The sequence below is a fragment of the Mesoterricola sediminis genome (assembly GCF_030295425.1).
Lineage (GTDB): Bacteria > Acidobacteriota > Holophagae > Holophagales > Holophagaceae > Mesoterricola > Mesoterricola sediminis.
The window spans coordinates 2,525,001-2,538,734 of record NZ_AP027081.1; the positions used below are offsets into that span (position 1 = coordinate 2,525,001).

The following is a 13,734-nucleotide window of genomic DNA, read 5'->3' on the forward strand; positions in this document are numbered from 1 at the left end:
CCGGCGAGGCGCGCTGGTCCGTGCGCGGGACCTTCACCCGCATGGACCTGGGCGGCGGGGCCGAAGGGGCCGTCTTCCTCTATGGTCAGGCCGGGCCGGTGCTCCGGGTTCCGGTCCCGGGCGCGGGGAAGCGCCCGGCGCCCCGCGAGATCGAGCTGCCGCCGGAAGCGCCCTCCGTGGACGCCCTGCTGGCCACGGGCCCCTCCTCCTTCCTCGCCGCCACGCCATCGGGGCTCAGCGCCTGGAGCGCCGCCAAGGGCTGGAGCCATGTGGCCGGCCCCGCCGAGCGCGGCCTGCCCTGCGCGGAGTGGCGCGGCTCCGTCGTCCAGGCCGGGCGCCGCTTCTGGTGGCAGGCGGTCCCGGGCCGCGTCGCCGAGGTCGCCAGGGACGGCAGCGTCATCGAGGACGTGGAGCCCGGGCCGCTCCCCGCCGAGGACCCCTTCGCCCGGGACGGGCGCCTGCTGCGCCTGGCCGGGGGGGACGACAAGGGCCGCCTCTGGTTCGCGCCCGCGAAGCCCGCCGTCCCCGCCGACGCGGATCCTGGCGGGGAATGGGCGGCCTGGCTCGCGGCGGGACTGGACCGCGTCTACCGCTGGGACCCGGCCCGCGAGGGCCTGGAGCGCCTCGCCTGGGGCCAGGCCTGGTCCCTCGTGCGGCCTCCCCAGGACATCCCGCCAGGGGCGCCCCGCCTGGATCCGGCCTCCGGGTCCCTGCTCCTGGAGGGCCCCCCGGGGGCGGTGTGGTGGGCGCCGCTGACCGCCCTGCCCTTCGCGCCGGTTCAGGCCAGGTAGTCGAAGAGGGTCTGCCGGTTGGTCTTGGCCATGGTGGCCAGGGAGGCCTGCTGGGCGACGTTCTCCTTGGTGTAGCTGGTGATGGCGTCGGCGTAGTCCACGTCCTCCACGGAGGACTCCACGGCGGCCAGGTTCGTGTTGAGGGTGGACAGGCTCGTCTTGATCTGGTCGATGCCGCTCTGCCGCCCCCCGAGGTCGGTGATGACGACGTTCACGTGGTCGCTGATGGTCTTGAGGCTGTCGTAGGCGGTCTGCATGGCGGCCGTGTTGCCGGAGGTCAGGGCCTGGCTGAGGTCCTTGGCCACCTTGAAGATGTCGGTGGCGCTGCCCAGGGAGGTGGCCGCGGGCCCGCCGAAGAAGAGGGTGTCCCCGGCCACGTTGGTGGTGACGTTGGAGCTCGCGCCGACCTTGAAGACGATGTCCGCGTTGTTGCCGTTGTAGGTGATGGTGTTCGCAGGGGCCGTGGCGCCCTGGACGTCCTCGAAGGGCGGATGGAAGACGCCCAGGGGGTCGGTGTACCCCGTGGTCATGCTGCCGGCGAAGATGTACTTGCCCTGGACCTGCGTGTTGGCGAGGTTCATGAGGTGATCGAAGATGCCGTCCACCTCGGAGGCGATGGCCTGGCGGCTCACGGAACTCTGGGTGCCGGTCATGCCCGTCTGGGCGAGCTGCATGAGGCGGGTGACTTCCGTCTGCATGGACGAGGCCACGTCCTCGGTGTTGGCGAGGTACGAGGTGGCCGTGTCGATCTGGGCCATGTACTGCTTGTTCTGGCCGATGGAGGCCTGGAAGTTGAGGATGGCCGCGCTGCCGCCGGGATCGTCGCCGATGTTGATGATGCGCTTGCCGGACGTGAGCTGGGAGGTGTAGAGCGACAGGCGGTCCTTGCTCCGCTGGAGGTCCAGGAGGAGCTGGGCGCTGTTCATGGGGTTGGTGCTGCGGATCGTCATGGGTCACCCGCCTTTCATCGGCCAAGCTGGTTGATCATCTGGTCCGTCAGCTGGCTGATCACCGTCAGGAAGCGGGCTGACGCCTGGTAGCCCCGCTGGTACATGATCAGGTTGGCGGCTTCGGTATCCAGGTCCACGCCGGCGATGCTGGAGCGCTGGTTCGTGAGGGCCGTGGTGATGTTCTCCTGGTTCGTGGCCGTCGTGTCCCACTGGTTGGCGTCGGTCCCGATGCGGTTGACCAGGCCGGACATGAAGGTGCTGAAGGGACCCGTGGTGGCGGCCCCCGGCCCCGCGCCGGTGGCGTCGATGACGCTGGTCTTGGTCTGCAGATCCACGAGCTGCTTGGCGATGCTGTTGTCGCCCGCGGCGGCCGCCCCGCCCGCGGCGATCAGGTCCGGGTCGGCGGCGATGGCGGCGTTCACGGAGAGGCTGAGCACCGTGCCCCGGTAGTCGTCGGCGGGGTTGGCGGAGGGCGGGACCTGCACGTTGCTGGGGAGGTGGTTCGTGGTTCCGGCGGTGCCCACGAAGAAGTCGAGGCCGTGCTGGGTGCCGTCCAGGGAGTAGCCGGTGCTGTGCAGGGTGTTGACGTTGTAGGCCAGGCCCGCGGCGAGTTCGTCGAGCTGCTGCTCGTAGCCGGACAGGAGGTTGTCCCGCAGGTCGAGCTGGGCGCCCAGCTGGCCGTTGAGGATGCCGGAGGTGACGTTCTTGTCGCTGGGGGGGGTGCCGGTCTGGATGGCGGAGGTGGTCACCTGGGTGTAGTAGGGGGACGTGGCGCCCTTGACGGCGTGGAGGTCGAAGGAGGTCAGGCCCGCCACGAGGGGGGCGGCGCCGCCGTCCAGGGTGACCGTCATCTGGTTCTTGGAGTCGATGTAGGTCTGGACCCCCACCAGCTGGGCCAGCTGATCGGCCAGGGCCTGCCGCTGGTCCATGGCGTCGTTGTCGTTCAGGGAGTTGGTCTCTCCGGCCAGCTTCTGGTTCAGCGCGGCGATCTGCTTGGTGAGGGTGTTCACCTGGTTCACGAGGGTGGGCACTTGGGCGTCCGCGTTCTGCTGGGCGGCCTGGAGGGCCTGGTACTTCACCTGCATGGTCTCGATGAGGCTCTTGGCGGCGCCCACCAGGTTGGTGCGCACCGAGGTGTCCTCGGGCTGGGCGGACAGCTTCTGGAGGGCCGTGAAGAACTGGTTGAGCTGGTAGGAGATGCCCGAGGTCCCGTCGTCCGTGAAGATGGACGCGGCCGTCTCGAGGGCCTGGTTCCGGGTCTGGGCCCCGGCCTGGCGGGAGGTGCTGTTCGTGATCTGGAGGTTGAGGAGCTGGTCCCGCACCGCCTGGACGTTGGCGAGGGAGGAGCCCATGCCGAAGAACAGGTTGCCCTCGTTGACGGAGCCGTTGCTGCTCACCACCGCGGTCTGGCGCGAGTAGCCCGTGGTGTTCACGTTGGCGATGTTGTGGCCGATGATGTCCAGCGCGGCCTGCGCCGACGTCAGGCCGGAAAGGCCGATGTTGAGTCCTGCGGTGAGTCCGGGCACGGCGTCCTCCTACACGTGCTGCTGGATGCGGACGGAGAGGGTCGCGGGGAGGGGCACGCCGCCGCGCGGCGCGTAGGTCCCGCCGTCCCCCAGCTTCATGAGCGTCGCCCGCAGGGGCGCCTCCAGCGAAGACACGAGGTTCTGGAGGTTCTGCACCCGCCGCCGGAGGGCCTGGGCCCCCTCGAGGTCCGCGGGCCAGCCGATGAGCTCCTGCCACCGCACCGTCGCCAGGAGCGGGAGCGGATCCTCGCCTGCGATGAGCTTGGCTTCAAGGTCATGGAGCAGGGCGGGCAGGGCGTGCAGCATGAAAGGCCTCCGGGCCTCCTCACCGCAAACCACGTGCCAGGGCCGTCAGACCAGGAGATCCAGGCCGCCTTCGGCAGGAATTGCCCGTTCAGGCGCCAGGTCCTCCCCCGAAGCCGCTTCGGGGGCCTCCCCTTGCTCCGGGGCGTCCTCCCGCCCCTGGCGGCCCTTGCGCTCCTCGGTGCGCAGGGCGTCGGCCCGGGGTATCTCGGGCACGTTGTTCTGCTCCTGCGCGGTGCGGTCGTCCAGGATCCGCTTATGGGCCGCTTCCCTTGCCAGCAGGTCGTTGAACCCCTGGGCTTCCCTCAGGGCCTCCAGGTTCGCCGTCTGGAAGGACTGGCGCAGGGTGATGGGGTTCATGGCGCGCCCTCAGGACCCCAGCGGGAGGGGGGTGTATTCCTTGAGGAGCCCGTCCGCCACGGCGTCGGGGTCCGGATGGTAGTCCTCGGCGTCCAGACTCGCCCGGAGCGCCTCCACCCGGTCCAGCCGCACGTCGGGAATCCCGGTGATGCGGGCCCGGGCCACGGCCACGAAGTGGGCGCCGCTGGAGACGCTGAGGGCGTCCGAGACGGGACCCGCCGGAGCGGTGGAAGCCGGCTGAGAGGGAGCCGAACTGCCAGCGCTCACCTTCGCGCCCGACCCCGTTCCCCCCGACTTGATTGAAACCCTCATTTCCACACCTCGACACTCATGGTATCGGCAGGTGGGGATTTACCATTAACTCGTGTGGCCGGAGTCCTGGGTGGTGCCCTGGGCGGCCCTGATGGAGGCCTCCAGGCGGTCCTTGAGGCCCCAGGAGGCCCCCCCCTCCATGGCGTGGTTGATCACGGCCTGGTCCAAGAGGAACTCATAGGTGCTCCGGGCCCCGGCGCTTTCCCCGAACAGGCCGGAGGTGTGGACGGTCTTGCGCAATTCCTTGAAAAGATTGGCCATCAGCAGCCCCTCGAACTGCTTGGCGGCCTCGGCGGGGTCCTTGCTCGTCGGCTCGGTTGCCGTGGCCACCCGGTCCAGGGGGGAGCCCTGGGCGGAGGCGAGGAGGGGGACGGAGCTCACAGGACCCTCAGCTCGGCGTTGAGGGCGCCCGCGTCCTTCATGGCCTGGAGGATGGCCACCAGGTCGCGGGGGGTGACGCCCACGTTGTTGAGCATCTCGGCGAGGCGCCCGACGGTGGTGCCCGGCTCGAGGGTGAAGGACTTGGTCTTCTCCTCCTCGGCCTTCACGTCGCCGGTGGCCGTGGTCACCGTCTTGCCCTTGGAGAGCGGCGCGGGCTGGCTCACCTTCTGGACCGTGGAGACGGAGATGGAGAGGCCGGCCTGCACGATGCTCACGGCCCCGATCCGCACGTCCGAGCCCATGATGACCGTTCCGGTCTTCTCGTTCACGACGACCCGGGCCTTGGTCTGGAGGGCGATGGGCAGGTTCTCCAGGCGCGCGACGAGCTCCACGGTCCGCCCCTGGAATTCGGGGGGAATGGGGACTTCCACGGTCCGGGCGTCCAGGGCCCGGGCGGAGGCCGCCGGCAGCTCCTGGTTGATGGCCTTGACCACGCGCACGGCGGTGGTGAAGTCCTCCTCCTGGAGGCTGTAGCGGAGGACCTTGCGGTCGTTGAAGTTGCCGCCCACCTCCCGCTCCACCAGGCCGCCTTCGGGGATCCGGCCGGCGGTGGGGTGATTCTTGGTGTTGGAGGCTCCGGCGGTGGCGACGGAGAAGCCGCCCACCAGGACGGGGCCCTGCCCGACCACGTAGACCTGGCCGTCGGGGCCCTGGAGGGGGGTCATGAGGAGGGTGCCGCCGGCCAGGGACTGGGCGTCCCCGTTGGAGCTGACGGTGACGTCGACCCGCTGTCCGGGCCGCGCGAAGGCGGGGAGCTCGGCGGTGACCATCACGGAGGCCACGTTCTTCACGTTCAGGCCCGTGGTCGCGATGCTGATGCCCTGGCGGGCCATGAGGTTGGCCAGCGTCTGGATGGTGAACTTGGACTGGTTGGTGTCGCCGGTGCCCTTGAGGCCGACCACGAGACCGTAGCCGAGGAGCATGTTGCCGCGCACGCCCTGGAGGTTCGCGACCTCCCGGAGGGGCAGCTCGTACCGGGTCTCCGCGGCGGCGGCGCCGAGGACGGTCAGGAGGGAGAGGAGGATCCGTCGCATCATGCCGCCTCAGAAGGGCCAGATGTAGGCCAGGAGCCGGCTGATGTAGCCCGGCTTGAGGGTCTCGTCCACCACGCCCTGGCCGCCGTAGCCCACCCGCAGCTCGGCCACCTGGGCCGAGGCGATGGTGTTGGTGGCGTCGAGCCGGGCCGGGTCCAGCATACCGGCCACGTAGAGCCGCTGCTTCTCGTTGTTGAGGTGGATGTCCCGGTAGCCCTCGAAGATCAGGTTGCCGTTGCCCAGGACCTTCACGACCCGGGCGGTGATGGTCGTCGTGAAGACGGCGCTGCGGTCGGTGACCCCGTTGCCCGCGAACTTGTTGGTGTTGGAGGTGGTGTACCCGCTGGTGGCGGCGGCGCCGCTGCCCACGCCCGCATTGGCGAGGCGGCTGAAGAGGCTGGGGGCGTTCAGGTTGTTCGAGCCGGACCGGGCGGTGGTCACGTCGGCCTTGGAGGTGGCGGTGGTGGTCTCCGCGATCCGGATGGTGACGAGGTCGTTCAGGTTGTGGGCCCGCAGGTCGGCGAAGGTGGCCCGGTCCTGCCAGAGGGATCCGTCGGAGAGGGCTCCCCGCGCCGGGGCGTCCTCGGGATAGGGGATGCGGGGCTGGCGGGTGAGGTTGGGATCGTGGGTCTTGGGGAGCGAGCACCCCAGGACCAGCAATCCGGATAGGATGGGCAAAAGATACCGCATGACCTGCCTCCAAGGGAGGAATGGGCAGGGGTCATGCCAAAGCCATCAACACCCGGTCGTGCCCGGCGAAATCCCGGTGCACCGCCACCCGTCCCCAGCCGAGGCCCTCGGCCCGGGCCTGGAGTTCGGCCCCCTGCCCCGCGCCAATCTCCAGGACCACCCCGGGGGCGCTGCGGACCCGGGCCTGGCGGAGGAGGGCGGTGGCCAGGGCCAGGCCCCGGTCCTCGGCGAAAAGCGCCGACCGGGGTTCGAAGGCCAGCTCGCGCTGGAGGGTTTGCTCGTCCGCCGGATCCACGTAGGGGGGGTTCGACACCACGAGCCCCAGGGGGTCCGGGAGGGGGCCCAGGAGGTCCCCCTTGTGGAAGGCCACCCGGGCGCCGTGGGCGGCCGCGTTCTCCCGGGCCACGGCCAGGGCCCCGCGGCTGATGTCGGAGGCCCGGACCTCCCAGTCCGTCTCCAGGGCCATGCACACGGCAAGGATCCCGGAGCCGGTGCCCACGTCGACGGCGTGGAGGACGCCCAGGCGCCGCCCCACGTCCAGGGCCGCCTCCAGGACCAGTTCGGTCTCGGGCCGGGGGATCAGGGTGTCCCGGGTGACCTTGAAGCGCCGCCCCCGGAAGGGGGCCCAGCCCAGGATGTACGACCAGGGCTCCCCGGCCCGGCGCCGGTCCAGCCACCCCGCCACCTGGTCCACGTCCCGGGAAGGGACGGTGTCCTCCCCGTGGGCGAGCAGCCAGGTCGAGCCGAGGCCCAGGCCTTCGATCAACCACCGCCGCGCCTCCGCCCGGGCCTCCTGGACCTCCAGGAAACCGGCGAGGGCGTCGGCGAGGTGGCGCTGGAGCTGGGCGTACGTGGTTCCGTGCATAGGTCCGAACAGCCATCCTACCCGGAGGCGGGCCTATCGGGCGGCCATCAGTTCCTTGGCGCGCGCCTGGCTGGTGTTGGCCACCTCCTCGTGGAGGCTGCCGCCGTGGCTGTCCATGGTGACCACGAGGGGGAAGTCCTCCACCTCGATGATCCAGAAGGCCTCGGGGCTGCCGAACTCCTCCAGCATCTTCACGTCCACGACCCGCTTGACCCGCTCGGCCAGGAGGGCCCCGGCGCCGCCCGTGGCGTGGAAGTAGCAGGCCCCCGCCTTCCGGAGGCCGTCCGAGGTCTTCTTGCCCATGCCGCCCTTGCCGATGACGCCGCGGACGTTGTAGGTCTCCAGGACATCCGCCTGGTAGGGCTCCTCGCGGATGCTGGTGGTGGGGCCGGCGGACACGAAGGTCCAGGACCCATCGGCCTGCCTGGCCACGACGGGGCCGCAGTGGTAGATGACGGCCTCCTCCAGGATGGGCTTCAGCCATTCGGGCTTCTTCTCCACCATGAACTTGTGGCCGATGTCCCGGGACAGGACCACCTTGCCGTTCAGGAGGATCTCGTCGCCCACCTTGAGCTCGCGAATGACCGCTTCGGAAATGGGAGTGATGATCTTCTTCACGGGAGGCTCCTAGCGGTAGACGGCGTTGCCGGAAGGCTCGATGACCAGGTCCATGCGCCGGGAGGACCAGCACATGTAGCTGATGCTGACGTAGAAACTGGCCGGATGGCGCCACATCTCCGAGACGTTCACGCCCAGGACGGTGGTGAGGCCGCCGTAGCCCATGGGGCCGATCCCGAGGCTGTTCAGCTCCTCCGTCAGCTGCCGCTCGAAGGCGTCCAGCTTGGGGTCGGGGTTCGGGGTGCCCAGCTTGCGGAGGATGACCTCCTTGCTGCGCTCGTAGCCGGTGACGCGGTCGCCGCCGATCGCCACCCCCAGGATGCCCGGGGAGCAGCCCTGGCCCTGGGCCTTGGTCACGGCGTCGATGATGCACTTGCGCACGCCGCCCAGGTCGCGGCCCGCGCCGATGGCCACGTCGGGCAGGCGGTACTGGGCGCCCACGTTCTCGCAGCCGCCGCCCTTCTGCATGATGGAGATCTCGATGCCGGGGCCCTCGTGCTCCTCGAAGTGCACGACCGGGTGGGTCTCGCCGAAGGGGTCCATGTTGTTGCCGGGGTTGCGGCCGGAGAGGCTCTCCACGCAGTTGGGCCGGAGCCAGCTCTTGGCGGTGGCCTCGGCCACGGCCTTGCGCACCTGCTGCTTGAGGACGCGCTGGGAGAAGCCGAAGGGATGCCGCACCCAGAAGATGAGGGTGCCCGTGTCCTGGCAGAGGGGCGCCACGTTCTCGTCGGCCAGGGTGACGTTCTCGAGCATGGTGTCCAGGGTGTTGGCGGCCCGGGAGCCCTCGGCCTCGCGGTTCCGGAAGGCCACCAGGGCCTCGATCACGTCCTGGGGCAGCCGGGTGGTGCTGCGCCGGATCAGCTCGAGGACGGGCAGGGTCAGGTCCACCGAAGCCGGGTTGGCCAGATCGGCCTTCCAGTCGGCGGGCAACACGGATCGGGCCTCCACCGTCTCAAGGGAGGTGAGGGAGGGTAACGGGCAGGCGGTCATGGTTCCCCCGGGGAGCGTCTTCCTAGGTGTAAGCCCGTGAAATGAGATTAACAACTCTTTTTTCAGGCCCCGCCGGACCCGCCCGGCCGCCGGCGCCCTTCAGGCCCAGGCCCGGGCGAGGGCGGTGGTGAGGTTCAACAGGGGGGTGACGCTGCGGCTCAGGGCCATCCCCTTCAGATCCAGGTCGGTCTGGTTCACCAGGTGGAGGAGCCGGGCGGCGCCCTCGGCCCCGATGCGGTTCAGGACCTTTTCATAGCCATCCAGGAGGAAGGCCTGGTTGGGACCCAGGCCCAGGGCCGGCAGCAGGTCGTTGCGGACACGGATGCCGTCCCGGCGTGCGTCCGCCAGCCGGCAGAGGCGTTCCACCTCCCGCCGGGCCTGGCCCAGGAGCATGAGCGGGGCGCCGCTGGGCTCGTCCTCCAGGGCGATCCGCAGGGAGGCCAGCGCCTGGGGGATGGATCCGGATTGCCAGGCCTTGGACCAGGCGAAGGCGGATTGCTCGCCGAGCCGGAAGGTGGCCTTGTCCACCAGGTCCGCCTCCACGCGACGGTCGTCAGCCAGCAGGTCCAGCACCTCCAGGCATCGCCGGAGGACGCCCGGGTTTCCGCCCATGCGGGCGGCGATGCGGCGGGCGACGCCGGAGCCCAGGCGCAGCCCCAGGGCGGCGGCCTCGGCCTCGACGAAGGCCGGGGCCTCCTTGTCGTCCAGGGCGCCCAGCTTGAGGACCCGGCCCTGCTTGGCCCAGTCGCTGAAGGGCTTGGCCCCCAGGATCCGGCCGGGGCCGGCCTGGAGGCCCGTCCGGGACACCAGGAGCAGGCGGGTGCCATCCAGGGGTTCCTGCAGGACCCGCTTCACCGCCGGCGGCAACTCCTTGGCCCGCTCCAGCAGGTTGTCGGCCTGGGGCACCACCACCACCCGGTCGGCGCCCAGGGGGGCCGTCTCCGACAGGGCGTTCAGGACCTCGGGCCAGGGGCAGCCCTCGGCGCAGAGGGTGTAGGAGAACACCTCCCATTCGGGGTCCACGTGGACGGCCTTCCAGGCCTCCACGGCCTCCCGCCGCCCATCCGCGTCCTCCCCGTGGACGAGGGCGTAGGGGGCGTCCAGCCAGGTCCGGGGGATGGCCATCAGTCGCTCCCTTCCAGGAGCTGGGTCAGGAAGCTCTCGGCGAAATCGTCGGCCAGGGAGGAGAGGACCCGGAGCTCCTGGTTGTTGAAGGTCGCGAAGTTCTGGTCGACCCGGTACTGGTTCGAGAAGGTCAGGCGCGGGCGCTGGATGACCACGTCGCCGGTGACGCCGTCCAGGAGCTGGACGGAGGCCGCGACCACCACCTCCACCCGGGTGGCGGAGCCGGCGGAGGATCCGCGCAGGACCCCGGACCCCAGGGAGAGGCCCAGGGGGCGCACTTCGTAGGTCTCGATGGCCCCCTGGAGGACCCAGCGGCTGGAGGCGCTCCCGGGCACCAGGCGCCAGGGGGAGGCCGCGACGATGCGGTTCTCCAGGGCCTTCCGGAAGGTCTCCTCCGCCCCCAGCTTGGGGGTGTTGTTGCGGAAGCTGGCGATGCGCACGGTGCCGCCCTTGGCCATCCAGGCCGCGGTCCGCGGCCGCTGGTCGAGGCGCCGGTAGCCGCAGCCCAGGAGGAGGGCCCCGGCGAGGAGGGGGACGACGGGGCGGATGTTCATCAGGCCGGGTTGTAGATGCCCACGTAGGGGAGGTTGCGCAGCTTGCCCTCCAGGTCCAGCCCGTAGCCCACGACGAAGTGGTCCTCGATGGAGAACCCGACGTAGTCCACGGGCACCTCGACCCGGCGCCGGCTGGGCTTGTCCAGCAGGGTGCAGATGCGCAGGCTGGCCGGCTCGCGGTCCATGAGGATCTTGCGGACCTTGTGCAGGGTCAGCCCGGTGTCGACGATGTCCTCCACGATCAGCGCGTGGCGGCCCCGGATGGAGGTGTCGCAGTCGGTGAGGATCTTGACCTCCCCGGTGGACTCGAAGCCGTGGCCGTAGCTGGCGACCCGCATGAAGCTGACGTCCATGTCCAGGGCGATGGCCCGGGTCAGGTCGGCGAAGAACGGGTAGACGCCGTTCAGGAGGCCGATGACCACGAGGTCCTTGCCCGCGTAGTCCGCGGCGAGCTGGATCCCCAGCTCCTTCACGCGGGCGGCGATCTGGTCCTGGGTGAGGAGGGGGTAGATGCGGCTCAGGGACTTGGACATGGTGTTCTCCGTCACCTTTATACCATTCAACCCCGGCCCGGGGCCGGGGGTCTCTTGAATGGCCCCGTTCAGGGACCTTGCCTTTTCCAAGGGGCCCCCCGATGATGACAACAGCCATGGTTCATGACGAGAGGCCGACGTCCGCTGCCCTCCAGGACTCCCCCTACCACGGGCCGGAGGTCCAGGCGTGGGTGGTGGCCGCCCAGGCCGGAGACCAGGTCGCCTTCGCCAACCTGGTGGAGCGCTTTCAGCGGGACGTCTACGGGAAGGCCTTTTCCATCCTCAAGAACCACCTGGACGCCGACGACGTGGTCCAGGAGACCTTCCTGCGGGTGTACCGGGCCCTGCCCGGGTTCCGCTTCGAGTCCTCCTTCCGGACCTGGCTGATCACCATCACCACCCGCCAGGCCCTCAACTTCCTGGGCCGGGTCCGCTCCTCCCACGAGAGCCTGGATCCCACCCCGGAGGGGCAGGAACACCCGGCCCTCCGGGTGGAGGACAACCAGATGTCCGCCTTCCTGGACCAGGAGTCCCGCCGGCTCCTCCGGGAGGCCCTGCCCCGCCTGCCCCAGCGGCAGCGGGAGGCCCTTATGCTCAAGATAGAGAATGATTGGAAATATGAGCAGATTGCCGCCCAGATGAACATCTCGGTCGGCAGCGTGAAGGCCCACATCTTCCATGCGATCCAGAACCTGACCCAGCACATCCAAGGAGGGCGTCCATGACCGGTCTGCCCAGCCCCTGCCTTGAGGCCCTGAAGGCCATCGAAGCCGATCCCCTCGCCCTGCCCCCCGCCGCCGAGGCCCACGTGGCCCGCTGCCCCGCCTGCGCCGAGGCCCGGGTCACCTGGCTCGCCATGGAGGAGGCCCCCGGGGCGCTGGCGCCGGCCGGTTATTTCGATCGGCTTCCCGGCCGGGTCCTCCGGAAGCTGCCCGCCACCCGTCCCGCCCTTCAGCGCCCCGCCCTGCTCTGGGCCCTGGCCGCGGGCCTGATGGCCGCCATGGGCACCGGCGGCTTCCTGTTGGGCCGTGCAAACAGGCAGCCGGTTGTGGAGGCCAGCATCAACCCCGCGGCCGTCCCCGCGGCCCAGGACCTGCCCGCCACCCTCCCCGACGCGCCCTTCCAGGAAGGCGATGAGGAGATCACCCAACTGCACAACCTCTCGGCCGAGGAAGCGAAGGCCCTCATCGACAAGGCCGATGCCCAAGGGAGCCAGCCATGAGCCTCCGCGCCCGACTCCTGCCGTGCCTCGCGCTGGGCGCGGCCCTCTCCCTCCAGGCCCGGGAGGCGGAGCCGCTCCGCGGCCAGACCCCCCGGCCGGGGCGCGCGGGCCGGGATCCTCGCCTGATGAGCCGGCTCTACCACTTCCGGCTCGCCCGGATCCAGCAGATCGTGGGGCTCCCCGAAGACCGGGCCCGCCTCGTGGCCGAACGCTGGAGCCGCTGGGACCGGGAGCACCTGGAGCGGGGCCAGCAGGCCGTGGAACTGCGCCGGCAGTTCAACCAGATCCTCATGGGGCCCGAGCGCGAGGAGGACAAGAACGCCCGGCTGCGGCCCCTGATCGACCAGTTCATCGTCCTCCGCCAGCAGCAGGAGGCGGGCCGGAAGCAGTTCGAGGAGGACGTGCGCGCCGGCCTGACCCCCGCGCAGCAGGCGCGGCTGATCCTGGCGATGGACGAGATCCAGCAGCGGCTCCGCGAAGTGCTGCGGGAAGGCGTGGGGCGCGGGGAGCACTAGGCTGTGTTCGGAATCTATAGATTAGATAAATAGTTAACTTGTACTCATACGTAAAGGCTCGTACACCACGAATTTTCCTGGGGTAACGATGCCGAGAAGTTTCCTGACCGATGCCCTGTGGGCAAAGCTTGAACCGCTCCTTCCGCCAGAGCGTGGAGGGATGGGGCGATCCCGTCACCCCAACCGTCCCATGGTGGAGGCGATCCTGTGGAGGCACAGGACTGGGGCGCCGTGGAGGGACCTGCCGGAGGAATCTGGACCTTGGACAAGCGTGTACACGCGATTTGAGGCCTGGACCAAGCGCGGCGTGTGGCAAAGGATCCTGGAGTTCCTGCGCAAGGAAGCCGACCTGGAGTGGGTCATGCCGGATGGCACCATCCTTCGCGCTCATCAACCTTCAGCAGGCAAAAGGGGGGGGCTCTGGAACCAGGCGCTCGGACGATCTCGGGGTGGATGCTCGACCAAGATCCATTTGATCTGCGATGCCCACGGTAATCCTTTGGATTTCCTGGTCACTCCGGGGCAAGCCCATGAAAGCCGGTCTGCTGAAGGATTGCTGTGCGGTTGGCAGGCAGAGTACGTGTCCGGAGATCGGGCCTACGATGGGAACCCGGTAAGGAAGGCGATCGAGGCCATGGGTGCGACAGCCGTCATCCCACCTCATCCCCGGCGCAAGAATCCGGCGGCCTGGGACTCACACCTATACAAGGCCCGCCATGCCATCGAGCATGGGTTCGCCAAGCTCAAACAGTTCAGGGCGCTGGCCACCAGGTTCGACAAAACGGCGCGAAGTTTCTCAGCCCAGGTGGCTTTGGCCTGCATCGTGATCTGGCTGAGGCTATGAGCGGAGGGTGACAAGCGTTCCGGATCCTCATTGATCCTATGAAACGCGGAGGCGCGGAGGA

General features: G+C 69.6%; 19 protein-coding genes (1 of these 19 cut by a window edge). 5 read left to right on the forward strand and 14 right to left on the reverse strand.

Features of this window, described 5'->3' with window-relative positions; all coding sequences use genetic code 11:
* Nucleotides 1-791 carry the 3' portion of a hypothetical protein gene (locus R2J75_RS11095; RefSeq protein WP_243335855.1) on the forward strand. It extends 442 nt beyond the left edge of the window, so only the last 791 of its 1,233 coding nucleotides appear in the window; its start codon lies off the left edge, out of view; its stop codon occupies nucleotides 789-791.
* Here the strand turns inward: R2J75_RS11095 and R2J75_RS11100 are convergent.
* From R2J75_RS11100 to hpt, 14 genes are all read right to left on the reverse strand, one after another.
* Nucleotides 779-1,741, reverse strand: a complete 963-nt coding sequence (locus R2J75_RS11100; RefSeq protein WP_243335854.1) for a flagellin N-terminal helical domain-containing protein — start codon at nucleotides 1,739-1,741, stop codon at nucleotides 779-781. The genes R2J75_RS11095 and R2J75_RS11100 overlap by 13 nt on opposite strands.
* Nucleotides 1,742-1,755: 14 nt before the next feature.
* A complete protein-coding gene (gene flgK / locus R2J75_RS11105) occupies nucleotides 1,756-3,267 on the reverse strand; it encodes a flagellar hook-associated protein FlgK (protein ID WP_243335853.1) in 1,512 nt (503 codons plus the stop codon).
* Between the two features lie 9 nt (nucleotides 3,268-3,276).
* Nucleotides 3,277-3,573, reverse strand: a complete 297-nt coding sequence (locus R2J75_RS11110) for a hypothetical protein (protein WP_243335852.1) — start codon at nucleotides 3,571-3,573, stop codon at nucleotides 3,277-3,279.
* Nucleotides 3,574-3,618: 45 nt separating this feature from the next.
* Entirely contained in the window at nucleotides 3,619-3,930 is a 312-nt protein-coding gene (locus tag R2J75_RS11115) for a hypothetical protein (RefSeq protein ID WP_243335851.1), read from the reverse strand.
* A 9-nt stretch (nucleotides 3,931-3,939) separates the two neighbouring features.
* Nucleotides 3,940-4,197 (reverse strand): flagellar biosynthesis anti-sigma factor FlgM, encoded by a 258-nt coding sequence (gene flgM, locus R2J75_RS11120; RefSeq protein ID WP_316410140.1) that lies wholly within the window; start codon nucleotides 4,195-4,197, stop codon nucleotides 3,940-3,942.
* A gap of 90 nt (nucleotides 4,198-4,287) precedes the next feature.
* A complete protein-coding gene (locus tag R2J75_RS11125) occupies nucleotides 4,288-4,623 on the reverse strand; it encodes a hypothetical protein (RefSeq protein WP_316410141.1) in 336 nt (111 codons plus the stop codon).
* On the reverse strand, nucleotides 4,620-5,720 hold the full coding sequence (locus tag R2J75_RS11130; RefSeq protein WP_243335848.1) for a flagellar basal body P-ring protein FlgI: 1,101 nt from the start codon (nucleotides 5,718-5,720) through the stop codon (nucleotides 4,620-4,622). The genes R2J75_RS11125 and R2J75_RS11130 overlap by 4 nt, the downstream gene beginning before the upstream one ends.
* A 6-nt stretch (nucleotides 5,721-5,726) precedes the next feature.
* Nucleotides 5,727-6,407: a flagellar basal body L-ring protein FlgH gene (locus R2J75_RS11135; RefSeq protein WP_243335846.1), complete on the reverse strand. Its 681-nt coding sequence runs from the start codon at nucleotides 6,405-6,407 to the stop codon at nucleotides 5,727-5,729.
* Nucleotides 6,408-6,438: 31 nt separating this feature from the next.
* Nucleotides 6,439-7,272, reverse strand: a complete 834-nt coding sequence (gene prmC / locus R2J75_RS11140) for a peptide chain release factor N(5)-glutamine methyltransferase (RefSeq protein ID WP_243347544.1) — start codon at nucleotides 7,270-7,272, stop codon at nucleotides 6,439-6,441.
* Nucleotides 7,273-7,305: 33 nt separating this feature from the next.
* Entirely contained in the window at nucleotides 7,306-7,890 is a 585-nt protein-coding gene (locus R2J75_RS11145; protein WP_243335842.1) for a FumA C-terminus/TtdB family hydratase beta subunit, read from the reverse strand.
* Between the two features lie 9 nt (nucleotides 7,891-7,899).
* The gene (locus R2J75_RS11150) at nucleotides 7,900-8,823 is read right to left on the reverse strand and encodes a fumarate hydratase (RefSeq protein ID WP_316410143.1); all 924 of its coding nucleotides are present in this window, start codon (nucleotides 8,821-8,823) and stop codon (nucleotides 7,900-7,902) included.
* 156 nt (nucleotides 8,824-8,979) lie between these two features.
* A complete protein-coding gene (holA, locus tag R2J75_RS11155; RefSeq protein ID WP_243335838.1) occupies nucleotides 8,980-10,005 on the reverse strand; it encodes a DNA polymerase III subunit delta in 1,026 nt (341 codons plus the stop codon).
* A complete protein-coding gene (lptE, locus tag R2J75_RS11160) occupies nucleotides 10,005-10,559 on the reverse strand; it encodes an LPS assembly lipoprotein LptE (protein WP_316410144.1) in 555 nt (184 codons plus the stop codon). Before lptE ends, holA begins: the two co-directional genes overlap by 1 nt.
* A complete protein-coding gene (gene hpt, locus R2J75_RS11165; RefSeq protein WP_243335836.1) occupies nucleotides 10,559-11,092 on the reverse strand; it encodes a hypoxanthine phosphoribosyltransferase in 534 nt (177 codons plus the stop codon). The genes lptE and hpt overlap by 1 nt, the downstream gene beginning before the upstream one ends.
* A gap of 116 nt (nucleotides 11,093-11,208) precedes the next feature.
* On the opposite strand from hpt, the gene R2J75_RS11170 reads away from it, so the two are divergent.
* The 4 genes from R2J75_RS11170 to R2J75_RS11185 all read left to right on the forward strand — a co-directional run bounded on the left by R2J75_RS11170 (nucleotide 11,209) and on the right by R2J75_RS11185 (nucleotide 13,673).
* Nucleotides 11,209-11,817, forward strand: a complete 609-nt coding sequence (locus R2J75_RS11170) for an RNA polymerase sigma factor (protein WP_243347533.1) — start codon at nucleotides 11,209-11,211, stop codon at nucleotides 11,815-11,817.
* Entirely contained in the window at nucleotides 11,814-12,314 is a 501-nt protein-coding gene (locus tag R2J75_RS11175) for a hypothetical protein (RefSeq protein ID WP_243335834.1), read from the forward strand. Before R2J75_RS11170 ends, R2J75_RS11175 begins: the two co-directional genes overlap by 4 nt.
* Nucleotides 12,311-12,829, forward strand: coding sequence for a hypothetical protein (locus R2J75_RS11180; RefSeq protein ID WP_243335833.1), 519 nt, complete (start codon nucleotides 12,311-12,313; stop codon nucleotides 12,827-12,829). Before R2J75_RS11175 ends, R2J75_RS11180 begins: the two co-directional genes overlap by 4 nt.
* Before the next feature lie 88 nt (nucleotides 12,830-12,917).
* The gene (locus R2J75_RS11185; protein WP_316410145.1) at nucleotides 12,918-13,673 is read left to right on the forward strand and encodes an IS5 family transposase; all 756 of its coding nucleotides are present in this window, start codon (nucleotides 12,918-12,920) and stop codon (nucleotides 13,671-13,673) included.
* Nucleotides 13,674-13,734 lie beyond the last annotated feature (61 nt).